This window comes from Providencia sp. Me31A (assembly GCF_050487165.1).
In the GTDB taxonomy this organism is placed as follows: domain Bacteria; phylum Pseudomonadota; class Gammaproteobacteria; order Enterobacterales; family Enterobacteriaceae; genus Providencia.
In genome coordinates, this window is record NZ_JBKQGZ010000012.1 from 58,205 (window position 1) to 82,649 (window position 24,445).

Consider the following 24,445-nt stretch of genomic DNA (forward strand, 5'->3'; position numbering starts at 1 on the left):
CCGGAAATGTTATAATTTATTGCCCCAAACGGTAGTTTGGCGATTCTTTCGTGATGGTCACATCATGAACGTGGCTTTCTTGGATACCCGCACCACTGATACGGACAAATTCCGCTTTTGTTCTCAGGGCGTCAATAGTACCACAGCCTGTCAGACCCATACAGGAACGTAAGCCACCCATTTGCTGATGAATGATTTCTTTCAGGCGGCCTTTGTAAGCAACTCGCCCTTCAATCCCTTCTGGAACCAATTTATCCGCCGCATTATCAGATTGGAAATAGCGGTCTGAAGAACCTTTGGACATCGCCCCTAATGAGCCCATGCCACGGTATGCTTTATAAGTACGGCCTTGGAAAAGAATCGTTTCCCCCGGAGACTCTTCTGTACCTGCGAACATCGAACCGACCATGACACAAGCGGCACCCGCTGCGATAGCTTTAGAGATATCACCAGAGAAACGAATACCACCGTCAGCGATAACCGGAATACCTCTCCCTTCAAGGGCTTCTGCCGCTTCTGCGATAGCTGTAATTTGAGGTACCCCCACACCCGTTACGATACGAGTTGTACAAATTGAGCCGGGACCAATCCCTACTTTAACCGCGCTAACACCTGCATCAGCTAGTGCTTTCGCGCCTTCTGCTGTTGCGACGTTACCACCAATGATTTGTAAATCAGGGTATTTTTGGCGAGTTTCACGAATACGTTGTAGTACACCTTCTGAATGGCCATGCGATGAATCGATAAGTAGAATATCAACACCCGCTGCAACCAGCGCATCAACACGCTCTTCATTACCTGCGCCAGCACCTACAGCGGCACCAACACGCAAGCGGCCTTGCTCATCTTTACAAGCGTTTGGTTTACGTTCCGCTTTTTGGAAGTCTTTAACCGTGATCATCCCTAACAGGTGGAAGTTATCGTCAATGACTAAGGCTTTTTCTACGCGTTTTTCGTGCATTTTTTGTAATACTATTTCGCGTGCTTCACCTTCTTTCACCGTCACTAAACGCTCTTTTGGTGTCATTACCGCAGTAACAGGTTGGTCTAAATCTGTGACGAAACGCACGTCACGACCTGTGATAATCCCTACCAGCGAATTGTCTTTAGCAACAACCGGATAACCCGCGAACCCATTACGCTCAGCCATGTCTTGCACTTCACGAATGGTGGTATCTGGCGTCACAGTGACAGGATCGGTAACCACACCGCTTTCATGTTTTTTCACGCGACGGACTTCTTCAGCTTGGCGCTCAATAGTCATGTTTTTGTGGATAAAACCGATACCACCTTCTTGAGCCAATGCGATAGCAAGGTCAGATTCAGTGACGGTGTCCATTGCTGCAGAAAGCATAGGAATGTTCAGGCGGATGTTTGCAGTCAGTTGAGTTGATAAATCTGCGGTATTTGGTAATACCGTTGAGTGTGCAGGAACGAGTAATACGTCGTCGAAAGTTAGAGCTTCTTTTTTAATGCGTAACATAGGCAATATCCCACCAGGCAGCGTTATGGAAAGGTATAAAATATTGCCGCGGCATTATACACACCGTAATCGATTGCTTCCAGCCTTTTTTTGAAAAAAAACTTGATAACTCCGATGGCTAGGTTAGTATCTAGCGATTAAGTCCTTGTTTTAAAATTTGATCTAGCTCACATGTCAACTTCACAAAATAGTGCTATTTATTCTGTTAGCAAGCTTAACCAGACCGTTCGAGAACTTCTCGATAGTCAGATGGGTCGTATTTGGCTAACCGCAGAAATTTCTAATTTTTCGCAGCCCAGTTCAGGTCATTGGTATCTAACCTTAAAAGATGATCGGGCTCAGGTTCGTGCGGCCATGTTTCGTGGACAAAATACACGGGTCACTTTCCGTCCTCAGAATGGCCAACAAGTTTTGGTCAGAGCAACGGTGACCTTGTATGAACCTCGAGGCGACTACCAACTCATCATCGAAAGCATGCAACCTGCTGGTGAAGGTTTGTTGCAGCAACGCTTTGAACAGCTAAAACAAACGCTAAACGCACAAGGGCTATTTGATATTGTTCATAAAAAACCGTTGCCAAGCCCTGCTAAACGCGTGGGAATTATTACCTCTGCAACGGGAGCGGCCCTGCATGACATTTTAAATATCTTACGGCGTCGTGACCCTTCGCTACCCATTGTTATCTATCCAACCGCTGTTCAAGGCGAAATGGCACCTGCACAGATTGCACGCATGATTGAATTAGCGAACCTTCGCCATGAGTGTGATGTATTAATCGTCGGACGTGGCGGTGGTTCACTTGAAGATTTATGGGCATTTAATGAAGAAATCGTTGCTAGAGCGATTTTTGCCAGCCAACTGCCGATAATCAGTGCTGTTGGTCATGAAACCGATGTGACCATCGCTGATTATGTGGCAGACGTCAGGGCACCTACCCCATCTGCCGCTGCTGAGTTGGTTAGTCGTAATCAATTGGAAATGCTTCGCCAGCTAAAATCAGCGCAGCAACACCTTGAAATGGCAATGGATTATTATATTGCAGGCCAACAACAAAAATTCGCACGCTTGCATCACCGCTTACAACAACAGCATCCTCAATTGCGCTTAGCAAGGCAACATAACCAGCTGAATTTGTTACAACAAAAGCTTACTCAATCTATGGCTCGGCAATTGCAAAATTCGACATTTAAGTTCGAAAAACTCCACCGCCGTTTGCTACAAAGTGATTTGCGTCCTCAATTGCAAACACAGCAACGCCAATTGCAGCAAACACAATATCATTTACAGAATATGCTCACGAGCTTAGTCAATAGCTATCGCCAGCGATTCGCTGTTGCTTGTTCAAAAATGGAAGCGGTTAGCCCATTAGCCACTTTAGCAAGAGGGTTTAGTATTAGTGAGACCACTGCAGGTTCAGTTTTGAAAAAAACTAGCCAAGTGAAAGTTGGCCAATCACTGAAAACTCGCCTTAACGATGGCTGGGTTGAGAGTCGAGTTTCCCATATTGAGAAGTTTAAAACAAAAAGCGTGTCGAAATGATTGCTTTTTCCACTTATCTCGATAAAAATAACGAGATAAGTGGTGTTAAATTTATACGTTGATTAGAATCGCACCTGCCCACCGATCATATAAGTACGTCCTCTCCCCGTTTCGTTATTGCGCCCTCGAACTTCCATCACCGCCCCTGAATTTGCACGGTTTAACACATCGGTATAGTTTTTATTCGTAACATTATTAACTGTCATCATCAATTTAAAGTTTTTATTAACTTCATAGTCTGTATATAAATCAATGATTATAGGTTGCTTTTCATATTTTTCCGTCATAGCATCACCTTTGTCGTCACCATCAATAATTGGACTAATCCGCTTTGATGGCCCTGTCCATGTAATCGTCGAGCCAAGAGTCAATTTCTCATCAAACAGGCGTACCCCTGAATCCAAGGTTAGGTAATAGTCGGGTAACTGAGTAAAATCCCCAGCACTGAATGCAGAAGTACTATTAATCGAAACAGGTTGTTTTCCTGACTCTTTAGTATAAGAAATCATAGAATAAAATCCCCCTGCATCGTAGTTAGCTTGCAACTCATACCCACGTAAATTAACATCTCGATGATCATTCATATATATTTCTGCACGCTGAAACATAGGTGGATACTCTTTATCCCATACATCACTATTAATTAAACACCAATCAAATTCATCCTGTGTATTGGAACGACAAAGTATAAAAGCCTTACTCGTGATGTAATCTTTAACCTGAGTATGAAACCACAATGCTTTCAGGTTGAATTGGTCGCCATCCACCACTAAATCAGGCTTGAAACTATTGAAACCAACTTGCCAAGTTTTCGATTTTTCCCCCTTAAGAAATGGATTCATAGTCTGACCACCATTTGAGGAGAAAAACGCTTCTTGTGAATTCGGTGCACGCATTGAGTGAGCGTAACTAACAAAGGGTTGAAATTCAGGAATGATTTGTGCAGATAGCAATATACCTGGGTTAACCCCACTATCTTTGATATTTAGATTACTGGCTTCTTGGGGGAAACATTTTTCGGTTTCATCACACGCAGGCTTATAACCTTTAACTTTATAATTAAGGTAGTTAAGATCAAATGTAGCAGTATAGATATCATATTTCGCTTCAAATTGGGTATATACGCTGGCTATATCTTGTGTTCCACTCGGTGAAAATGGGTTTCTTTCCTGAGTATTTGGGTCTTCAACAGGTTGAGCTTCCTTACTGTATTTGATTTTCATTAATTTCGAGCCGACTTGCCATTTATAATCCACATCCCCATAAGAAAAATGGCTAGTATTAGATAAATTGATGCTATCTGATTTATTTTTAGATATGGCATCCCTAAAAGCCCCGCCAACTGGATCACCTTGGAATTTCTGTTTGTTATTTCCATGACTAGCCAAGATTTCCACATCAATTAATTCATTTAATGGGGTGTATTTATATTTAAGGTAATAGTCTTCACTATTAATCTTTCTACTCGTCAGTTTGTTTTGTAAAAAACGCCCACTGAATTCTAATTCATGGCTGTCATTAGGTTTAAATTTCAGCTTTGCTAATTGAGATTGTGGCTTTTGTTTGAATGAGGGATCTGTCGCAAATTTATCACTGTCAAAACCATCACCATTTTTATAACTACCTGGGATATTGTGACCACTGACTGCAATTAAGCCGCCAAAATAACCGTCATCCTGTAATAAAGTTTTACCCGCAACAGCAACCATCCCGTTATAGCCAAGCCCATTATCCCCCCAACTGGCTTTACTTCGCAGGCCATATACGTTGTTATTGAAAATGACATCATCGATACCGATAGTGCGGAAATTAGCACTCCCCGCCAAGGCATTTACACTATTGCTCCCATTTAGCTGACCTTTTTCTACTTCTACTTCCACAATGAAGTTAGGGTCTATTAATGAGCCAAAATCATTATTTGGCTGCATTCCGTGTGTGTACTTACTTGGGGAAATCCCATAATAACTTTGCGTGATACCATCTACCATCATATTCACGCGCCCAAAACCACTTAGGCCACGAATATTGACATTAATGGTACCTTGGCTGCCATCCATTTGGGTATAAGTACCGGGCATGGTACGGATAATTTTATCCATCGACTGTAATTTATTTTCCGTACCAACCGCACTGAATGCCCCTGGCTTTTCTAAAGCTTTAACTAAGGGCGATTGTTTTTGCGCACCAGAGACTTTCAATTGGCTAAAATTAACCATACCTTCTTGCTGCTTATTTTTCTGCTGTGTATTTTCAGACAAAGCAATCCCATGGTAGCTAGTGGTAATAACACCCGCTACCATAATAATTATTTTATTTTTCATTAAACCATTCCTGTAAACGTACCGAGCTTTCATACGCTCACATCGCAAACATAGGCAAAATAACGCCTATGAAAAGGCACAGCAACAGAGGAAATAATATTGTTGCTGGCCTTAAAATACCTAAACGTTATAGGATAATTATTATTTTATATAGGGAAAATATTTTGCTTTATTTTCAAGCATAAGAATAAAACTATATTCCTGTGCGATATCATCTAGCGCATTAAAACGCCCTGATTTACCCCCATGTCCTGCATTCATATTAGTTTCTAATAACAATAATGAATCGCCTTGTTTAATATCTCTTAACTTAGCTACCCACTTAGCAGGCTCCCAATATTGAACTTGGGAATCATGTAGCCCTGTAGTCACTAACATATGCGGGTAACGTTGAGCTTTAATATTGTCATAAGGGCTATAAGCCTTAATGCGCCAATAATCCTCTTCATTTTCAGGGTTACCCCATTCATCATACTCCCCAGTCGTCAGTGGAATGGATGGGTCTAACATCGTGGTGACAACATCGACAAATGGCACTGATGCGACAACGCCTTCATATAAGTCGGGTGCCATATTGATAACGGCTCCCATCAGTAATCCCCCTGCACTTCTCCCCATGGCATACACATGCCCTTTTTCACCGTAACCTTCTGTCAACAACGCTTTAGTGGCATCAATGAAATCAGTGAATGTATTCATCTTATGGATTGTTTTGCCCTGTATATACCAGTTTTTACCTAAATCACCACCACCACGAATATGGGCAATAGCATAGACAAAACCGCGGTCAAGCAAAGAGAGTCGTGATGAACTGAATGCAGGATCGATACCATAACCATAAGCACCGTAACCATAGACTAAAAGGGGATTTTTGCCCTCTTTAAATAAATCTTTACGATAAACCAATGAAACAGGAACTTTTACGCCATCATGCGCCGTGATCCAAATTCGCTCACTCTGGTAGTTTTGCTTGTTAAAATCTTTAACTTCCTCTTGTTTTAAAAGCTGTTTTTCTTGGGTCAGCATATTGATTTCATACACAGAAGACGGCGTGGTCATTGATGAATAACCATAGCGTAGTTTATCCGTATCCGGCTCAGGGTTATTACTGATCCATGCCATATACGTTGGGTCATCAAAAGTGACTGCGCTTTCTTTGTGGGTCAACCAACTAATTTGGCGAATATTGACCAAACCATTTTGTCGTTCTTCTACTACTAACCAGTTATTAAACAGCGCAAAACCTTCTAGATCGACACCATCGCGGGGCGCAATAAAATTTACCCACGGCGCAGAGGCACTGTCCGCAATATATAAACCGAATAATGGGTGCTGATGATTAGAACGAATATAGAATTTACCGTTGAAATGGTCAGGATAATACTCAATACCTGCTTGACGTGGTTGCAGAATTTTTGCGTCTTTTTCTGGATGATTTGCATCAATTAGACGATATTCTGATGTTTCCGTACTGGTTATCCCTATCAAAATGTAATCTTTTGACGTCGACTTACCTAAACTAACATAATAGGTATCATCTTGTTCCTCATACACCAGTTTATCCGCAGCTTGTGATGTGCCGTATTGATGCTTAACCACTTGATATGGCAATAAAGTTTGTTTGTCTTTATTCACATAAAATAGTGTCTGGTTATCATTAGCCCAAACAATATTACCTGATGTGTTGACCAACACATTTTCTTGCCACTGCCTATCATCTATTTTACGGAAAGAAACCCCATATTCATTGCGTCCTTGACGATCTTCCGCAATAGCTAATAAATAATTATCAGGAGAAACAGCTAAAGCCCCCATACGATAATACTCAGCCCCTTCAGCTCGTTGGTTACCATCAACAAGCACAACCCAATCACTTTGGCTATTGATTGGGCGTCTTTCATAGATTGGATAATTTTTACCTGCAACCACCCTAGAACGATAAGTATAACCATTGAAATCATAAGGAACCGACTCATCGTCCTGCTTCATACGCGAAAATAACTCATCGTAAATTTGTTTTTTTAACGCATCACCTTTTTCAAGCTGTTGTTTAGTATAGTTATTTTCTTGTGTTAAATAATCGGTTACATCGGTTGCACGACGTTCATCATCTCTTAACCAATAATAGTTATCAATGCGGGTATCACCGTGGGTGGTTATCGTATAGGGTCGTTTTTTTGCTATTGGTGCTGACATCCTTTCCTCCGCAGCACTGGTTGCTGCATATAAACCTAGTAATGTAATAAAACAAAACTCAATGAGTTTATTACGCATAATTCATCCAATCTATTTATCATTAAGAGTAAAATCAATAGGTATCCTGACCGTTATCCGCCCATTCATTAAAATCTCTGCGGGGGGCTCAGGTAAAGGTGCGGCTCTTGATAAAACCTGTAAAGCCTCTCTGTCCAAGGAACGCGTTCCTGACGAATTCACTAATGCGCTATCCAGTAATAGTCCTTGAGGATCAACCGTAAATGTCACTATTGATTGACCAATTCGCCCACGCCTTCCCGCATCTTCTGGGTAGCGTTTGTACTTATTTAGTTTCCCTAATACTTGAGCTTCCCACTGCCTTTGAGCGTTTTCGATTAATTGCGACTGGCTATTAAATTCTGCTGCGATTTTTTGTGCTTGTAACGCTGCGGCGGCATCACTGGTTACTGGCGCATCATGAGCCTTTGAATCCGTAGCTTGTGGCTTGTCAACAGTTGGTTTCTCACGCTTTTGCTTTTTAACTTTAACCTGTTGCTGTTTGCTAACCACTTTGGCCACTTGCATTTCAGACTGCTCGTTGATAGCTAATGGTGGGATGAGATTTTCTTCTGACGGCGTTTCATGTGCCTGACTGGCAACAGACAACTCTTGGCGTTGCCCAATGTTAACTTCCGTCAGTTGCTCTGCTTGTGCCTCGATAGATAGCTCCATCACGACAGAAGGAGGTGGCAATAACACTTCCCAGCGTGAATTGTAGGTTGCCCATAAATACCCACCAATCACGGCAATGTGAAGCGCAATTGCCAATACGAACCCCAAACTCTTCTTGGTAGTTCGTTTTAAATATTCATTTTCAAATGTTGTTATGCTCATTTTTATCTTACGCATCGACACATAAATACAAATGATAATCAATAACAAATGAAAATGGAAATTATTTATTAATAAAAATTATGATTACTTCACAAAATTAACTTTTTTAAAATCATTTAGTTGTCATTATTAAGCTATCATTTAGGCGTATACCAGACAAAATCAGCATGGAGATGGTCTATTTCCTCATCTTTTTCCGAAATAATTAAAACCTTTATTAGCTCTTCAGGTGCGAGGTCTTGCACATGTAAAGGCACGCCGATAGCACGCGTTGCATGATAGCCGCCCGCAAATAACAGTGCTGGTGCTGGCGCATCTAACAAACTTTGAGCCATCACCCTATCTCTTAATTGTTGGATAACCACCATTTTTCGTGCCTGTTGGTCATCTAATTCACCATTATGTGAACGTTTAATTGTCTCATAGATCAATTCTTGAACAACCGGTTGTGTTGAGTACTCCCCTGTCAATGTTGGCGGATTCTCATAAGCACTCAAAACGTCTTCGCGATTAATATTTGCTGATAAAATCGGTGATGGCTGTATCAGTAGATATTTCACCAAACTACCATATTGGTCCCAAGGCCAACCACTATTCCAATTTAAGGCTGATTGCAATTTTTCATCCCGAATATAGGGACTGCTTTGCATTTGTGCTTGTACTCTATTGACACTTTTTTGTTGAGATGGTGTCAGCATTTCAAGCAAAACAGCACCTTGCGGCCTTATTTTTGGCAGTTCTTGAGCTAGCCACTGCTCTATTTGATGGTGATAGTGATTGTCGTGTTTCTCTCCTACGATCACCCTTGGCGATTGTGAGAGCTGTTGAACTAATTGCTCCGGTGTTAACGATTTACCCGTTGCTAAATCAATGATTTGATTGCTTGCTGTTAGTTGGTTATCCAACTTCAAGTGAGTTGGTTCAATTTTTTGTGTACAGCCCATAAGGAAAAATAACCCAATGATTAAAATGGTTATTTTTGAGGTTAATCTAGTTGAAATCATTATACTTTCCATCTTGTGTAGTTAAACTTACAAAATATAGATAATGAGAATCATTTTCAACTAAAAAGGCCTCTATTAAATAAATAGAAGCCTTTGGAAGGAACAAACTAACATTAACCGTTAGAGAGGATGTGTCTGAGCCTCAACAACCGCTAAAGCAACCATATTCACGATACGACGGACAGATGCAATTGGCGTTAAAATATGTACCGGTTTTGCCACGCCCATCAATACAGGGCCAACAGTAACACCATCAGAGCTGGTGACACGTAATAAGTTATAGCTAATACGTGCTGCTTCCATATTTGGCATAATTAATAAATTAGCAGAACCTTTTAATGGGCTATCCGGCATCACATCTTTACGAATAGATTCAATTAATGCTGCATCCGCATGCATTTCACCATCAATTTCAAGATGTGGGTCGCGTGCTTTGATCATCGTTAACGTATCACGCATTTTTTGTGCTGAAATGCAGTCTGAGGAACCGAAACTAGAGCGTGATAACAGCGCGACTTTGGGTTCAATACCAAAGCGGCGTACCGTATCAGCAGCCATTAATGTAATCTCAGTTAATTCTTCCGGTGATGGGTCGTCATTCACATAAGTATCTGCAATGAATGTATTTCCCGTTGGTAGTAATAGCGCGTTCATTGCCCCCGCAGTGTGAACACCTTCACGGAAACCGAATAACTCTTTAACCACTTCGTAGTGTTCACCATAACTTCCCACAGTACCACAAATCATACCGTCAGCTTCGCCGCGTAATACCATGATCCCACCGATTAAAGTTGGATTATTAATGACCGCACGACGAGCCATCTCTTGAGAAACACCACGGCGTTTCATAATTTGATAGTATTCTTGCCAATATTCTTTATAACGAGGATCATTTTCGTTATTCACGACCTCAAAATCTTTACCTAATTCAATATGTAGGCCGAGTTTTTGAATTCGCATTTCAATAACACTAGGGCGCCCAACTAAAATTGGGAAAGCTAGCCCTAAAGAAACCAGTTCTTGAGTCGCATGTAATACGCGCTCTTCTTCCCCTTCAGCTAAAACAATACGTTTTTTCGCTGTTTTTGCTTGGGAGAAAATCGGCTTCATGAATAAGTTAGTTTTATAAACAAACTGATTAAGTTTTTCGATATAGACGTCAAAGTCTTCAATTGGACGTGTTGCCACCCCTGAGTCCATTGCCGCTTTAGCGACTGCGGGGGCAATTTTAACAATCAAGCGCGGGTCAAACGGCTTAGGAATAATATATTCAGGACCAAAGAATAAATCTTGGTTGCCATACGCAGAAGCCACTTCCTCACTTTGTTCTGCTAATGCCAAATCTGCAATTGCATAAACACAAGCCAGTTTCATTTCTTCATTAATCGTCGTTGCGCCTACATCCAACGCACCGCGGAAAATGAATGGAAAACATAAAACGTTATTAACCTGATTTGGGTAGTCTGAACGCCCTGTACAAATAATTGCATCTGGACGGACCTCTTTTGCCAAAGGCGGTAGAATTTCAGGTTCAGGGTTTGCTAAAGCTAGAATCAATGGATCTTTCGCCATTGTTTTAACCATTTCAGGTGTTAAAAGACGTGGGCCTGAACAACCTAAGAAAATGTCTGCATTAGGAATAGCATCTGCTAATGTACGCTGACCATTATCTTCAATAGCATAAGCGGCTTTCGTGACATCCATTCGTTCATCACGGCCTTTGTAAATAACCCCTTTAGAGTCACAAACTGTGATGTTTTCACGTTTTAAACCCAGTGCAACTAATAAATTCATACATGCAATTGATGCAGCACCCGCGCCAGAAACAACGAGACGAACATCGCCAATCTCTTTTTTCACAATGCGTAAGCCGTTAATCACAGCAGCAGTACAAATAATCGCGGTCCCATGTTGATCATCATGGAATACAGGGATTTTCATGCGCTCACGCAGTTTTTGCTCAATATAAAAGCATTCTGGTGCCTTGATATCTTCTAGGTTAATTCCCCCAAAAGTTGGCTCAAGAGAAGCAATAATATCCACTAACTTATCAGGGTCGGTTTCATCAACTTCAATATCGAAAACGTCAACACCAGAAAACTTTTTAAAGAGTACGCCCTTTCCTTCCATGACAGGCTTACCTGCCAATGCGCCAATATTGCCTAAACCAAGAACTGCTGTACCATTTGACACTACGCCAACCAAATTACCTTTTGCAGTATAACGGTAGGCTTTGAGTGGGTTGTCAGCAATTTCAAGACACGGAACAGCAACACCTGGTGAGTATGCTAGAGCAAGATCGCGCTGAGTCGTTAACGGCTTAGTCGGAGTAACAGTAATTTTCCCAGGATGTGGAAACTCATGAAAATCAAGAGCACTTTGTTTTAATTTATCATCCATCGTCAAGTCCTTTCAAAATAGGTAAGATAAGAGCGATAACAGTATAAACACATCTCACTAGCAAATCATGATCACGCTGGCAATTTCCAGAAAAATCTTTCGGTTACGGTGTAATTATCAACAGGAGAGGAATGGGCTTTGCAGTGAATTTTCTATAACACCAAATATTATAGTCAAAGTTCCGCTGCAACTATTTTATGTCAAGATCATGGCTAACAAGCCCATAACGCTCACTTTATTAGCGCATAGAATATGTATATGATTTATATTATTAATATAATAAAGATATAAATTTAAAATATTCAAATCCATTTAATAATATTTTGTGATTATTTCAACTTTATCACCCTAAAAAAACCATCTAATTCATTTGAATATTAGATATTATTTTTTGAAATTTAATGTATTATCAAAATATGAGATAAATATTTAGTTCTATCATATCACTGTGATTTACCTAATTAAATATACTGATAAAATATACTGATAAAATATAAAACAACATAATTCATACTAATTTTAAATTATTTAATATATCCATTAAATACTATCTCCATATCAAAATTAAGTTAGCTATTTTATCTCATTTATCAAATTTTATCTCATTTATCAAAATAGTTTATTACGTTTAAGACATAACAAAGGAACCTACTATGTCTAATTTCAAAGTCATGATCATTGATGAGCACCCGATAATACGCTTTGGACTACGCCAACTCATGAATACAGATGAAAATTTTATTATAATAGCAGAATGTTGCAATAGCACCGAGGCTTTGCCCCTTGCAGCACAGCTACAGCCTGACATCATCATGATCGATACCAATCTTGATGGCAACAAAACATTTGAAACCATGCGCTCACTTCGTAAACGCTGCACTAACAGTTATTTATTAGTCTTATCCGCATCCGCAATTAAAACAGATGTCTATAATGCTATTGATGCAGGAGCTCAAGGTTATCTATTGAAAAGCAGTGAACTTGATATGCTATTTTATAGCATTAAAAAAGCGTCCACTGGCCAACATGTATTTAGTGAAAAAATTTATCAGCACCTTATTACACGACATCAGTCTAATGACCCATTATCAACATTAACTCGACGAGAATGTGAAATCCTTCACGAAATGGCTATTGGTTTAAAAAATAAGGAGATCTCAAAATTACTATTTATTTCAGAAGAAACCGTAAAAGTTCACATTCGAAATATCCTCAAAAAACTGCGTGTACGTTCCCGACTTGAGGCAAGCTTAATATATCTAAACTCAAAATAAACAATATTAATTTAATATAATGACATGATAATTATTAGTTAAATACGATTTGATTTATTTTTAATATTATACAAATATAAATATTATCTCCATTATCTATTTGTCATTTTGGGGTAGACCCTTAATGCATTTTCCCGCATTATGTTAGTCTTAACACTATTTAATGAGGAGATTTGTATGTCAAACACCCCTACTTATCCTTATATTATGTACGGAATTAAAAACTGTGACACTATCAAGAAAGCACGCCGTTATTTAGAAGATAATGGGGTTAACTATCAATTTCATGATTATCGTGTTGATGGGCTCACTGATGAGCTTCTTTCTACTTTTCTAGAAAATATTGACTGGGAAACCTTAGTCAATAAACGTGGCACTACATGGCGCAAATTAACGGATGCAGAAAAGAGTGCCGTCACTGATGCCGCAAGTGCCAAGAAAGTGTTACTCGCTGAACCAGCGATGATAAAACGCCCTGTTCTGGTTTCTGCTGATAACCGCTACTTAGTTGGTTTCAATGCAGACGAGTATCAACGTTTCACCAAATAATCAGGTAATTAAAATGGACTGTCCTGTTATTCAACTTGCTAAAGAACTTATTGCACGCCCTTCGATTAGTCCTGATGATCAAGGCTGCCAAGCTCTGCTCACCGACCGTTTAAATAAGATTGGATTTACTGTGGAACCTATGCAATTTGGTGACACATTAAATTTTTGGGCACACCGTGGTACTGAGGGCGTGACGCTTGCTTTTGCTGGCCATACTGATGTTGTTCCCGCAGGAAATAGCGCTAATTGGCAAACTCCACCATTTACACCAACAATTATCAACCAGCACTTATATGGTCGCGGAGCAGCGGATATGAAAGGCTCCGTTGCAGCAATGATTGTCGCTGCTGAGCGATTTGTCGAAAAACACCCCAACCATAAAGGCCGTCTTGCCTTTTTAATTACCTCAGATGAAGAAGCAGATGCTTTAGATGGCACTGTAAAAGTGGTTGAAGCGCTGCAAGCCCGCAATGAACGTGTTGATTATTGCTTAGTGGGTGAGCCCTCTAGTCAGTCTCACCTTGGAGATATGATTAAAAATGGCCGTCGAGGCTCAATAACGGCTGATTTAACCATTTTGGGTACCCAAGGTCATGTGGCCTACCCCCATTTAGCAGATAACCCTGTTCACCGTGCAACCGCCTTTTTACATGAATTGACCACAACCATATGGGATAACGGCAATGAGTTTTTCCCTGCAACTACCATGCAAATCGCCAATATACACTCAGGAACAGGGGCGAGTAATGTCATCCCCGGCGAATTATTTGTTCAGTTCAATTTTCGATTTAGCACAGAACTTACAGATAGCCAAATTCGTGACAGGGTCACGAAAATGTTAAATAGCCATGGACTCGAATATAAACTTAATTGGTCACTATCAGGCCAACCTTTCTTAACAGAAAAAAGTCAATTAGTCAGTGCAACACTGCAAGCTATTCACGAATTTACGGGTCGCACAGCCACACTGTCCACCAGTGGTGGAACATCAGATGGACGTTTTATTGCACAAATGGGAACTCAAGTCATTGAGCTTGGACCACTCAATGCAACCATTCATAAGGTTGATGAATGCGTAAGTGTCGATGATTTGCAACAACTCGCTCTCATTTATGAACGGATTATGGAGTTATTAATACTGTGATCGACATTAATATGCTAACAGGCCGCTCAACTGATCACCTTGTCACCCTAGGCGGCTCTCATCGTTTACAATTTAACGCGACCAAAGCATTCCTTGCAATGCAGCAAGCCGCCGTAAAAGCCGGTTTTAAATTGCAATCTGCAAGTGCATTTCGTGACTTTTCACGCCAGCAGTTGATTTGGAATGAAAAATTTACCGGATTACGCCCCGTTCTTGATGCAAATAGCCAACCTTTAGATATCACACAACTTTCTGAAGGTGAACTTTGTGAAGCTATCCTACATTGGTCAGCCTTACCCGGTGCTAGCCGACATCACTGGGGAACAGAAATTGACGTTTATGACCCTTTACGTATCCCACAAGGGCAAACATTACAGTTAGAACCGTGGGAATATGAACAAGGTGGCTATCTTGCGGAGTTAAACCAGTGGTTAACCGATAATATGGCAACGTTTGATTTTTATCGGCCTTTTACAGACAAAAATGCAGGAGTGGCTGATGAACCGTGGCATATTAGCTATTGGCCACTCTCCCACGAAGCTGAACAATTATTAACACCAAAAATAATTGAGCAAGTATTAAAACAAGAAGATATCTGTGGCAAACAATGGTTACTAACTAACCTTAATTATATTTTTGAACGCTATATTAAAAACCTTAAATAAACGATAAGTTATAGAATTAAACTTCTTTGTACTGAGCCAGCCCATAGATAACATCATCAATGTCTATGGGTTCATTTATCCCTTGTAGGTATGGGTTCATCGACAACAGGAAGGCGATACATAAAAATAAGTAGCCAACATAATAATGCCAATAAACCTATTTTTAACCAAAGATAATTAACCACCCAAATTGACAATGAAAAAGTTAGTAATATCAATACAATGGCTTTAGGTTTTGCACCTCTAGGTAACCCCTTATGTTTCTGCCAATGGCGAAGATACCCTCCAAACCATGAACGATACAACAACCAATGATGGAAGCGTGGTGATGAACGCGAGAAACACCACGCTGCTAATAATAAAAATGGAGTTGTCGGTAAAACAGGCAATACAACACCTGCGAAAGCCAACACAACTGCTAACCACCCAATGATAATGAGGAACAATTTTTTCAAAATTACCCCCCTCCCTTATGAAGCAAATAAATGAAGCAAATAAAAAATAATCAGCTAAAAAAACCTGATAAAAGCTATGGTAACCAATAGTAATATCAATGATATACTGTAATGGTTAATAGGCTTAATGAAAAGTCGCTTTTTCTGATTAGTGTGATTATTGTTTCTGTTATTATAAGCACTTACACAGACAATATAAAAATGATGGAAGGAAGGTGTGTATGCAATGGTTAGCTGACTACTGGTGGGTTATTTTACTTTTGTTGGTGGGTCTTATTTGGAATTCAATAAAAGAGATGATGAAACTCGATCCTAAAAAATACCTCGATGATAAACCGGATATTCCCCCCCATAAAGATAATAATCATTTATGGGACGATGAAGACGAATGGCCTAAAGACAAAAAGAACTAACCTTTTGTTTTATTCTTTCCACGATCTCAGGTTGGCTTTTTTTCACTTGTATACCTACTTCTTTTCTAGCTAATTGTAGCCACTGTTTTTGCCCTGTTAGTCCCATATCAGCACATATATGAGCAATTGTCTCTAAAGATTGAAAATGTCGTCTGAGTAATGGTGCCTCCATTGAGGTTTCTGTTAATAAACGCATAATTGCGCTTTTGCTCGCAGAAATTGGACGCTTAAACTCACTGAAACCGACGAGTTCTAGCCAATCATCCGCCGTGACATGTTGTTGATGGCTAGTTGGTAACTCAAAATCTACTAAATCAGTGCGCCAAAACAAATCCCTTTTTAGCGCCTGCTCCGCCTGTACACAAAATTGTTGCGCTCGATTCGATATTGGCAATATTGCCATCGCAGTAAAGCAACCACTGCTTGCTTCTTTATGGTCACCTATTCGAACCATTCGAAAACCTGCTTTTTGCCAGAAAATACGTAAGTCAGGGGTTAATCCAAAGCTCACAGAGAGAAAGTCTAACCCGTCTTGCATGGCAATTTTCCGTTGTTTTTCCAACAGCGTAAATCCAATTTGTTGCCTTCGGTGATTTGCATCCACGGCAATGCGCATCACTCGACGCGATTTCCATTGCGACACGACAGGAAAATAGCTATGAGCCGCCAATGACTGAACGACTAAATTTCCTCTTGGTCGGCGTAAGCCCGCCCATATCTGCCAACTTAATGATTGGTCGAGTTCCCCCTCATCAACCATCCATAAAGCACCTAAGTAAACATCTGCCCCCCCTCCTTTAGCCGCCATAAAGTGTTGCTGTCGGGCATCTAATAATCTGCGCAAATCTAATGGAGTGGTTCGATAATGTGCACTCATTAATAAACCATAAAAAGCCCTTAACTTAGCACCATTTTTAGCTAGAGCCTCTTGCGTTAGCGTTAGGTATTCAACATTATCATATTTAAAAGGCACATTTTTAGGCTCTTGTAACAGCAATACTTGGTTAAGCCACGCTTCCAGCGGATCATTTTGTGCATAGCGTAAAGGCTCATTTAAAGGAAGCTGCGTAAAATTAGGTAAGCCTGCACAAAACTTCAGCATAAAACCACGCCCCGTTCCTTCATAGCCATCGACTGTGGTGGTAAGCAGTATACGTGGAAAATATTCGACTAATTGTCGCAACAAGTAATTAGGAATGGCGGAAGCCTCGTCAACAATCAGCCAATCCGCGGTTATTTCTTGATTGGAACGACAGTATGCCAGCAAATTATCTGGAGACCAAAACTGCACCGCTTCCCCTGCATATTGCTCTAACACTTGTGTTGCTGCCTTTGCTGGCGCACAGCACCAACATTCTCCTGGCCATTGTTTGATTAACATTCCTGCTATCGTTGATTTTCCTCGGCCTCGAGGTGCAATTAACCCCCAAACGCCATGTTCGGCACTTAGCAATTGGCAAATAATTTGTCTTTGCTTCTCAGTAGGTTCCCCCGTTGGGGCCTGCCAGATAGGTTTATCATCTAACAAAGAAAAACAGGGTTCACGCCCTTGTTGATAAAACAATATTTCTGGAAAAGTTTGGGAAACTCGCTGTAAGTGATGAACAAAATTAGGCGTGGAGACGATACCGTGCTGCTCATTCCAACGTAAACTGTCAATATCATGATGAGTTGCCCAGTCAGATTGGGAAACAGTGCATAAAACCAGTAAACTGCCTGCCTTTAACGTTCCAGTTTGTACCGCTAACGCTTCACTGTGGAAGCCCTTTCGCGCATCAAAGATACCATGTAAAAACTCACGGCCTAACAATAAATGGGCATTCTCAGGTAAAATACCCTTCGGCAGAGAAGAGGAAACCGTTATCCAGTCACCCGTTAAGGTGGTTTGGATATTTACCAGTTGTTGGTCAACCCATTTGTCGTCTCCAGAAAGCACTATGAGGCGACGCATACCAACAAAGCTCAGTTGTTCAACAATGGCGGGTAATAACTCAGTCATCGTAACGCTATGATTTACCAATGAGTAATGACAATATTCCTGCTGCGATCAACGGGCCAACAGGCACTCCGCGGAATAACGCGACGCCTATCACGGTACCTACGAGTAACCCCGCCACAGTAGATGGCTGTTGGGACATCAATGTCACACCACGAGCACCTAGCCATGAAACGACGATCCCAATGACGATAGCAAGAATAGACTTCCAATTTAAAAATGAGCTAAGCACTTCATTTGCTGTTATTTTTCCACTTGCTATCGGCGCCATAACACCAATCGTTAGAATAAGTATCCCGATTGTTAACCCATACTTTTCAACCCATGGAAAATAATTATTTAGCGGTGTTATTCTTACGACTAATAAAAATAACATGGCGAGAGTCACCGTCATATTATGACTAATGATCCCTAACCCTGCCAGTACCAGTAGGATGATTAATGTTGGGTCAACATGGCTCATAAATTTATCCCTGTAAAACGCATAAAAGTTATTTTGAATGGTTAAAATGGCGGACGTTAAAACATGTTATTGATACATTAAGGAAGAAGCAAATATTAACATCAACTGTTTGTATTTTTGCTAACCTATTATTTTTATAATGAATAAAATTGGCAGTTTTCACACTAAATATTTACGCATGAAATACACTTGTGTTACTTATTGGTATCAATTATTACTTTTATTTATGTTTTAATCTTTTATACTCTAACAAAGTAATTTATCAAAAAGAACTGACAATGAACATGACTCGCGAAAAACTCACCTTACCCGCAGGCGCTGACAAACTATTATTACATTCGTGCTGTGCCCCTTGTTCAGGCGAGGTGATGGAAGCGTTACAAGCATCAGGTATTGACTATACCATCTTCTTTTACAATCCCAATATTCATCCAAAACGCGAATACTTGATCCGTAAAGAAGAAAACATTCGTTTTGCCCAAAAACACAATATCCCATTCATAGATGCAGATTATGATACCGATAATTGGTTTGAACGTGCCAAAGGCATGGAAAATGAACCCGAACGGGGTATTCGGTGCACTATGTGTTTTGATATGCGCTTTGCACGTACTGCACTGTATGCCGCTGAACATGGTTTTTCTGTGATATCCAGCTCATTAGGCATTTCCCGCTGGAAAGATATGCAGCAAATCAATGAATGTGGAAGAAGAGCAGCTGAGCCTTATGAAAACATGCATTATTGGGATTATAACTGGCGTAAAAAAGGTGGCTCAGCGCGTATGATTGAAATCAGTAAGCGGGAGCAATTTTACCAGCAAGAATATTGTGGATGTATTTATTCACTCAGAGATACCAATAAGCATCGAAAATCGCAAGGCCGTGATGTGATTAAAATCGGTATTCTTTATTACACACCATAATGAAAACCATTCCCAGCATAACCCTCAGTTATCTATTCATATAATGAAAAAACTAGGATAAAGCTGGGATACCCTCCCCCATCACAACCTTTAAGTTAAATTATCGGAATATTCATCATTCTTTATTTTTAAACTCCCCCTTTTTTCTCATTTTCATCACCACAAACACCAACTTGCAGCGTGTTTTACTGAAGTTTGCCTCTATCTCCTTTATGCCCAGACAGTCAATAATTATTGCGTATAATATCCGCCAGCAATCAATAGAAATAATTTATAACTTAGCATTATTTTTTCATTTTAATGATTTGTACGCTCATGCCACTCTCATGGCGACAGCAATAATTAGGATTAGTAATATGAGCCAATCTTTACCTTCTTATTCAAACGCTCGTTTTATTGCCATTCGTTTAGTCCCAGGGGAAGATGTTTTGCTAACCTTACGACGATACGTTGAGCAATATAACCTACAAGCAGCTTTCATCGCCGGTAGCGTTGGTAGTTTAACTGACGTGGCCTTACGTTTTGCAGGCCAAGAGAATACCCATCACACCCGCGGTAAATTTGAGGTTGTCTCTTTCATTGGCACGCTAGATGCAAAAGGCGCGCACCTACATTTAGCCGTTTCTGACGAAAGAGGCCAAATGCTAGGTGGCCATATGATGGTCGGCTGTACCGTCAGAACCACTCTAGAATTGGTTCTTGGTGAACTCGAAAAAAACACCTTTACCAGAGAGCCGTGCCCACTATCAGGCTATGAAGAGCTGATCATTACTTCCCGTTAATACAATTATTCCACCTTGTAAGGAATGACTTTGTCATGAACAAAACGTCGATTATTTCGAGCCGTACATTAACCTTAATCGTGTTTTCAATCGCAATTAATATGGTTGTTGGGCAATTAAGCTCAATGCTGAAACTCCCTATTTTTCTCGATTCGATAGGAACCATAATTTGTGCTTTACTTGCAGGCCCTTGGGTTGCGCTATTTAGCGGTTTATTAACTAATTTATTATGGGGACTACTCAGTGGCCCAATAGCCGCTGCTTTCGCACCTGTCGCGATGATGATAGGACTCAGTGCAGGCCTCTTGGCTCGTGCTGGCGGTTTTCGAACGTTACCTCGCGTGATTTTATCTGGTGTGGTGATCACGTTTGCATTAATGATTATTGCAGTGCCTATCCGAACTTATTTATTTGCGGGAACGACTGGCAGCGGCGCTGATTTTTTTGTGGCCTATTTCCATGCTGTCAGAGATAATCTGCTTGAATCAGTGGCAATCACTGTTTTAGGTGCTAATATTGCTGATAAAATCACATCTGCTCTAATTGCTTGGCTATTGGTTCGCCAATTACCTGAGCGTGTTCAGCGCACTTACCCCAATATGGCCAAGGTACACTAAGTGCACCCTTTTACCTCGCTCACTTTGTGGCTCTGGCTCAGCGCAAGCGCACTATTTTTACCTCTGGGCTGGCCATTAATTTTGCTAGGTTGTGGTACATTTTTTGCCTTACTGTTATGGCAGCCTGCACGTCACCGCTGGCGTATCATAGCATGGCTGATGTTGCCGATGGCTGCGGGTCTGTGGCTAATTCATGGGGAATGGTTCGCCCAGTTGCTCACAGGGGATGCATTAAAAAGTAGTCACCCTGAATTTGCTATGGCATTGTGGTTTAAGTTACTAACTGTCATTAATGGTTCGCAGATTTGGTTGCAATACGTTCCAACAGAACGCTTTATTCGCGCATTATTTGCAAGCCGTTTACCCGCTAGTTTTGCCTATTTGCTTGCAGGACCATTACTCCTAGTTGAACAATTGCGCCAACAGCTTAATACCATCCGCGAAGCCCAACTCGCCAGAGGAGTCCCCCTCGATGGTCGATTTTGGCAACGAATCATATCTTTACCAGCCTTACTATTTCCATTGGCAAGCAATACATTGAGTGAGTTAAGTATCCGTGGCGCTGCATTAGACATGCGCGGGTTTCGTTACTGTCCTAAACGCACAACACTTAACCCTCCTGCCGATAGCCAGTGGCAAACATTGTTACGTTATGGGCTAATTTTGTTGATTTTGATTGAAGGTGGTATCGCGCTGTGGTGGTAAACTTACAACAAATGCGCTTTATTCCTCAGGGTGCAGAACAATCCCTCATTGGGCCTGTTAATTTAAGCCTCCGCGCAGGTCAGTGGTTTTGCGTGTTGGGTGGTAATGGCAGCGGGAAAAGTACGTTAGCTCAAATCATTGCAGGTTGGCATGATAGCTTAATCTCTGGGAAGATTGAAGGAATTGCCGAGGTTTTACATCAATCATTAGCACAGAATTCATTAGTTCAAGCATCGACACACCGCCAATTAATTCAGCAATCACCCCATTTACAATTATCTGGTTGTGCATTTACCGTCGAACAAGAGATAGCATTTGGCCCAGAAAATTTAGGACTAGCGCCTGAAGAAATTACCCAACGTGTCGAACATGCCATTTCATTAACTTTCTGTGAACCGTTGCGCTCTCGTCACCCTGCGACTTTATCAGGGGGTGAGGCGCAACGTGTTGTATTAGCCAGTGCGCTAGCGATGCAACCTAAATTACTTCTATTAGACGAAGCATTTAGCCGCTTAACGCCGAGTGCCACACACCGTATTTTAATTCAACTTAAGCGTTATACGAAACAAACGGGGTGCTGTTTGATATTATTCGAACGCAATTTATTACCCGCAATTCATTTTTGTCAGTCATTTCTATTACTGAGTACAGGTAAAGCCTTTGAAGAAGCAGGTAATATGATAGCCTCCGGCAGTTTAAATGATGTTTTTCTACCTGCAATTGAAACCATCAATATGCCTGATGCTTGGCGTGCAGTAGGTGAATTAGTGAAACTAGGTCATTGGGTGGGAGATATCCCTCAGAGTGAACATCAACTGCTGCATGCTATTAAGGAACTTTATGTTACATCTCGATAGCCTCACTTACCGCTGGCCAAGTTCTTCTATTGATAATATCAAATCGTTATCGCTATCTATCTCTGAGGGTGAATGGGTCGCTCTAGTGGGCGACAACGGCGCAGGAAAGTCGACGTTATTGCGTCTTCTTGCTGGCCTATTACAACCAACAAGTGGCAGTATCCTGCTAAATAATCAAGCGCTTGATTCCCTTTCAACACCTCTGCGTGCTAACCATATTGGTATTTTGTTCCAAGAAGCTGAAAAACAAATCTTTCATAGTCGAGTATGTGATGAAGTTGCTTTTGGTTTGAAACGCCAAAAATACAGTAAAAAAGAAAAGCAAATTCGCACATTACAAGCGCTTGAAGCTTGCGGCCTTGCCGATATTGCGGATAAACACCCTTTAGATTTACATGCAGGACAACGAAGAATGGTGGCAGTTGCCTGTTTGGAAGTCGTTTCACCGCAGCTATTGTTATTAGATGAGCCAAGCCGTGACTTTGATGGATATTGGATGCATAAATTTGAACAGTGGCTAACAATGCAACGAGAAAAAGGCGTTACAGTGGTTAGTATTAGTCATGATTTAGATTTTGTAGCACGCCATTTCCAACGCGTTTTACATTTATCAAATGGGCAATTAATTGCAGATGGTATACCTGCGACAATTTTGAGCCACCCTGAACTTCAAGTGGATTCACTCCTTCCCGCCCCTACGTTAATCTCTCTAAACCACCAACTCCAGCTTACGGAAAATTTAGTTACTCCAACGTCTTGGACCAAAAATTTTATCCAAAAAATAACATCAGCTTAAACATGTTTCTATAAAAACAGCCTGCATTACAGGCTGATGATATATAAATTGATAGGAAATAAAATTAATCGAGTTGAACGCCAATACGGCGAGCAACCTCTTCATAAGCCTCAATCAGCCCACCAAGACTTTGACGAAAACGGTCTTTATCCATTTTATTTAATGTTTCTTTGTCCCATAAGCGGCTTCCATCAGGGGAAAATTCATCGCCTAATACCACTTGGCCTTTGTATAAACCAAATTCAAGTTTAAAATCGACTAAAATCAAACCTGCATCAGCAAAGATTTTGCTTAACACTTCGTTAGCTTTATAACTTAACTCACGCATTTTCGCTAAGTTCTCTTTGCTCACCCAACCAAATGTCTCACAATAAGACTCGTTCACCATTGGGTCATGTTTTGCATCATCTTTTAAGAATAAATCAAACAACGGGGGATTTAAAACCATCCCTTCTTCTACACCTAAACGTTTAACCAAAGAGCCTGCAGCACGGTTACGAATAACGCATTCAACGGGAACCATGTCTAATTTTTTAACCAATGCTTCGGTGTCTGAGAGTAGCGCTTCCATTTGTGTAGGAATACCCGCAGCTTCCAGTTTACTCATAATGAAATGGTTAAACTTATTATTTACCATACCTTTACGGTCAAATTGCTCGATACGCTCACCATCGAGTGCTGATGTATCATTACGGAACTCCAGAACCAATAGATCAGGGTCCTCCGTGGTATAGACAGTTTTTGCCTTGCCACGATACAACTCAGCTTTCTTTTGCATCTTAAACACTCCAGAGATGTGATTAAACTATTTAGAAAAACGATATGGTAATTTAGCACTATTTTTTACATGTATAGGAAAGAAAACTAACAGAGGAAAACACCTTTAAAAACACTATTCGCTGTTAATTTTTCGCTCTGTTTCAGTAAGTTAGTCATCAATACCCATATACAACCTAACCTACTGATATA

General features: G+C 40.7%; 21 protein-coding genes and 1 pseudogene. 12 read left to right on the plus strand and 10 right to left on the minus strand.

The window, feature by feature from the left end; translation table 11 throughout:
- Positions 1-16: 16 nt before the first annotated feature.
- A complete protein-coding gene (guaB, locus tag ACLPIE_RS11575; RefSeq protein ID WP_430261770.1) occupies positions 17-1,483 on the minus strand; it encodes an IMP dehydrogenase in 1,467 nt (488 codons plus the stop codon).
- 171 nt (positions 1,484-1,654) lie between these two features.
- Here guaB and xseA point away from each other — a divergent pair, with 171 nt between their 5' ends.
- Entirely contained in the window at positions 1,655-3,022 is a 1,368-nt protein-coding gene (xseA, locus tag ACLPIE_RS11580; RefSeq protein WP_430261771.1) for an exodeoxyribonuclease VII large subunit, read from the plus strand.
- A gap of 62 nt (positions 3,023-3,084) precedes the next feature.
- Here the strand turns inward: xseA and ACLPIE_RS11585 are convergent, their stop codons facing one another.
- The 5 genes from ACLPIE_RS11585 to maeB form a co-directional block, all read right to left on the minus strand.
- Positions 3,085-5,343, minus strand: coding sequence for a TonB-dependent receptor domain-containing protein (locus tag ACLPIE_RS11585; RefSeq protein ID WP_430261772.1), 2,259 nt, complete (start codon positions 5,341-5,343; stop codon positions 3,085-3,087).
- 141 nt (positions 5,344-5,484) lie between these two features.
- Complete coding sequence (locus ACLPIE_RS11590; RefSeq protein ID WP_430261773.1) at positions 5,485-7,617, minus strand: S9 family peptidase; 2,133 nt, start codon at positions 7,615-7,617, stop codon at positions 5,485-5,487.
- A gap of 12 nt (positions 7,618-7,629) precedes the next feature.
- The gene (locus ACLPIE_RS11595) at positions 7,630-8,367 is read right to left on the minus strand and encodes an energy transducer TonB family protein (protein WP_430261774.1); all 738 of its coding nucleotides are present in this window, start codon (positions 8,365-8,367) and stop codon (positions 7,630-7,632) included.
- A 203-nt stretch (positions 8,368-8,570) separates the two neighbouring features.
- The gene (locus ACLPIE_RS11600) at positions 8,571-9,437 is read right to left on the minus strand and encodes a ChaN family lipoprotein (protein WP_430261775.1); all 867 of its coding nucleotides are present in this window, start codon (positions 9,435-9,437) and stop codon (positions 8,571-8,573) included.
- Positions 9,438-9,557: 120 nt separating this feature from the next.
- Positions 9,558-11,837, minus strand: coding sequence for an NADP-dependent oxaloacetate-decarboxylating malate dehydrogenase (maeB, locus tag ACLPIE_RS11605; RefSeq protein WP_430261776.1), 2,280 nt, complete (start codon positions 11,835-11,837; stop codon positions 9,558-9,560).
- A gap of 653 nt (positions 11,838-12,490) precedes the next feature.
- Between maeB and ACLPIE_RS11610 the strand changes: the two genes are divergently transcribed.
- The 4 genes from ACLPIE_RS11610 (at position 12,491) to ACLPIE_RS11625 (ending at position 15,469) form a co-directional block, all read left to right on the plus strand.
- Entirely contained in the window at positions 12,491-13,111 is a 621-nt protein-coding gene (locus ACLPIE_RS11610; protein WP_430261777.1) for a LuxR C-terminal-related transcriptional regulator, read from the plus strand.
- A 177-nt stretch (positions 13,112-13,288) separates the two neighbouring features.
- Entirely contained in the window at positions 13,289-13,660 is a 372-nt protein-coding gene (locus ACLPIE_RS11615) for an ArsC family reductase (RefSeq protein WP_430261778.1), read from the plus strand.
- 13 nt (positions 13,661-13,673) lie between these two features.
- Positions 13,674-14,804, plus strand: a complete 1,131-nt coding sequence (dapE, locus tag ACLPIE_RS11620) for a succinyl-diaminopimelate desuccinylase (protein ID WP_430261779.1) — start codon at positions 13,674-13,676, stop codon at positions 14,802-14,804.
- Positions 14,801-15,469 (plus strand): M15 family metallopeptidase, encoded by a 669-nt coding sequence (locus ACLPIE_RS11625; protein WP_430261780.1) that lies wholly within the window; start codon positions 14,801-14,803, stop codon positions 15,467-15,469. The genes dapE and ACLPIE_RS11625 overlap by 4 nt, the downstream gene beginning before the upstream one ends.
- Positions 15,470-15,540: 71 nt before the next feature.
- Here ACLPIE_RS11625 and ACLPIE_RS11630 read toward each other — a convergent pair whose 3' ends face one another.
- Complete coding sequence (locus ACLPIE_RS11630; RefSeq protein ID WP_430261781.1) at positions 15,541-15,924, minus strand: DUF454 family protein; 384 nt, start codon at positions 15,922-15,924, stop codon at positions 15,541-15,543.
- 221 nt (positions 15,925-16,145) lie between these two features.
- On the opposite strand from ACLPIE_RS11630, the gene ACLPIE_RS11635 reads away from it, so the two are divergent.
- A complete protein-coding gene (locus ACLPIE_RS11635; RefSeq protein ID WP_430261782.1) occupies positions 16,146-16,337 on the plus strand; it encodes a YpfN family protein in 192 nt (63 codons plus the stop codon).
- On the opposite strand, the gene ACLPIE_RS11640 is transcribed toward ACLPIE_RS11635, so the two are convergent.
- Together ACLPIE_RS11640 and ACLPIE_RS11645 are read right to left on the minus strand one after the other, a co-directional pair.
- On the minus strand, positions 16,318-18,336 hold the full coding sequence (locus ACLPIE_RS11640; protein ID WP_430261783.1) for a tRNA(Met) cytidine acetyltransferase TmcA: 2,019 nt from the start codon (positions 18,334-18,336) through the stop codon (positions 16,318-16,320). The two genes, ACLPIE_RS11635 and ACLPIE_RS11640, sit on opposite strands and share 20 nt — an antisense overlap.
- Positions 18,337-18,343: 7 nt before the next feature.
- Positions 18,344-18,796 carry a DUF441 domain-containing protein gene (locus ACLPIE_RS11645; RefSeq protein WP_430261784.1) on the minus strand — a complete coding sequence of 151 codons (453 nt, stop codon included), beginning with the start codon at positions 18,794-18,796 and terminating at the stop codon, positions 18,344-18,346.
- Between the two features lie 278 nt (positions 18,797-19,074).
- Between ACLPIE_RS11645 and ACLPIE_RS11650 the strand changes: the two genes are divergently transcribed.
- The 6 genes and pseudogenes from ACLPIE_RS11650 to ACLPIE_RS11675 all read left to right on the plus strand — a co-directional run.
- A complete protein-coding gene (locus ACLPIE_RS11650) occupies positions 19,075-19,719 on the plus strand; it encodes an epoxyqueuosine reductase QueH (RefSeq protein ID WP_430261785.1) in 645 nt (214 codons plus the stop codon).
- Positions 19,720-20,075: 356 nt separating this feature from the next.
- Positions 20,076-20,501: a PPC domain-containing DNA-binding protein gene (locus ACLPIE_RS11655; protein WP_430261786.1), complete on the plus strand. Its 426-nt coding sequence runs from the start codon at positions 20,076-20,078 to the stop codon at positions 20,499-20,501.
- 35 nt (positions 20,502-20,536) lie between these two features.
- On the plus strand, positions 20,537-21,118 hold the full coding sequence (locus ACLPIE_RS11660; protein WP_430261787.1) for an ECF transporter S component: 582 nt from the start codon (positions 20,537-20,539) through the stop codon (positions 21,116-21,118).
- Positions 21,119-21,823, plus strand: a complete 705-nt coding sequence (locus tag ACLPIE_RS11665; RefSeq protein ID WP_430261788.1) for an energy-coupling factor transporter transmembrane component T — start codon at positions 21,119-21,121, stop codon at positions 21,821-21,823.
- The gene (locus tag ACLPIE_RS11670) at positions 21,814-22,680 is read left to right on the plus strand and encodes an energy-coupling factor ABC transporter ATP-binding protein (RefSeq protein ID WP_430261789.1); all 867 of its coding nucleotides are present in this window, start codon (positions 21,814-21,816) and stop codon (positions 22,678-22,680) included. Before ACLPIE_RS11665 ends, ACLPIE_RS11670 begins: the two co-directional genes overlap by 10 nt.
- Positions 22,664-23,299, plus strand: a pseudogene (locus ACLPIE_RS11675) (ABC transporter ATP-binding protein); the annotation flags it as partial. The gene ACLPIE_RS11670 and the pseudogene ACLPIE_RS11675, both read left to right, overlap by 17 nt.
- 241 nt (positions 23,300-23,540) lie before the next feature.
- Here the strand turns inward: ACLPIE_RS11675 and purC are convergent.
- On the minus strand, positions 23,541-24,254 hold the full coding sequence (gene purC / locus ACLPIE_RS11680; protein ID WP_004911363.1) for a phosphoribosylaminoimidazolesuccinocarboxamide synthase: 714 nt from the start codon (positions 24,252-24,254) through the stop codon (positions 23,541-23,543).
- Positions 24,255-24,445 lie beyond the last annotated feature (191 nt).

Excerpts from the sequence above, each read along its gene's own strand:
- guaB (WP_430261770.1), bottom strand. The coding sequence starts at position 1,483 with ATGTTACGCATTAAAAAAGAAGCTCTAACTTTCGACGACGTATTACTC.
- xseA (WP_430261771.1), top strand. The coding sequence starts at position 1,655 with ATGTCAACTTCACAAAATAGTGCTATTTATTCTGTTAGCAAGCTTAAC.
- ACLPIE_RS11585 (WP_430261772.1), bottom strand. The coding sequence starts at position 5,343 with ATGAAAAATAAAATAATTATTATGGTAGCGGGTGTTATTACCACTAGC.
- ACLPIE_RS11590 (WP_430261773.1), bottom strand. The coding sequence starts at position 7,617 with ATGCGTAATAAACTCATTGAGTTTTGTTTTATTACATTACTAGGTTTA.
- ACLPIE_RS11600 (WP_430261775.1), bottom strand. The coding sequence starts at position 9,437 with ATGATTTCAACTAGATTAACCTCAAAAATAACCATTTTAATCATTGGG.
- maeB (WP_430261776.1), bottom strand. The coding sequence starts at position 11,837 with ATGGATGATAAATTAAAACAAAGTGCTCTTGATTTTCATGAGTTTCCA.
- ACLPIE_RS11610 (WP_430261777.1), top strand. The coding sequence starts at position 12,491 with ATGTCTAATTTCAAAGTCATGATCATTGATGAGCACCCGATAATACGC.
- ACLPIE_RS11615 (WP_430261778.1), top strand. The coding sequence starts at position 13,289 with ATGTCAAACACCCCTACTTATCCTTATATTATGTACGGAATTAAAAAC.
- dapE (WP_430261779.1), top strand. The coding sequence starts at position 13,674 with ATGGACTGTCCTGTTATTCAACTTGCTAAAGAACTTATTGCACGCCCT.
- ACLPIE_RS11635 (WP_430261782.1), top strand. The coding sequence starts at position 16,146 with ATGCAATGGTTAGCTGACTACTGGTGGGTTATTTTACTTTTGTTGGTG.
- ACLPIE_RS11640 (WP_430261783.1), bottom strand. The coding sequence starts at position 18,336 with ATGACTGAGTTATTACCCGCCATTGTTGAACAACTGAGCTTTGTTGGT.
- ACLPIE_RS11645 (WP_430261784.1), bottom strand. The coding sequence starts at position 18,796 with ATGAGCCATGTTGACCCAACATTAATCATCCTACTGGTACTGGCAGGG.
- ACLPIE_RS11650 (WP_430261785.1), top strand. The coding sequence starts at position 19,075 with ATGAACATGACTCGCGAAAAACTCACCTTACCCGCAGGCGCTGACAAA.
- ACLPIE_RS11655 (WP_430261786.1), top strand. The coding sequence starts at position 20,076 with ATGAGCCAATCTTTACCTTCTTATTCAAACGCTCGTTTTATTGCCATT.
- ACLPIE_RS11660 (WP_430261787.1), top strand. The coding sequence starts at position 20,537 with ATGAACAAAACGTCGATTATTTCGAGCCGTACATTAACCTTAATCGTG.
- purC (WP_004911363.1), bottom strand. The coding sequence starts at position 24,254 with ATGCAAAAGAAAGCTGAGTTGTATCGTGGCAAGGCAAAAACTGTCTAT.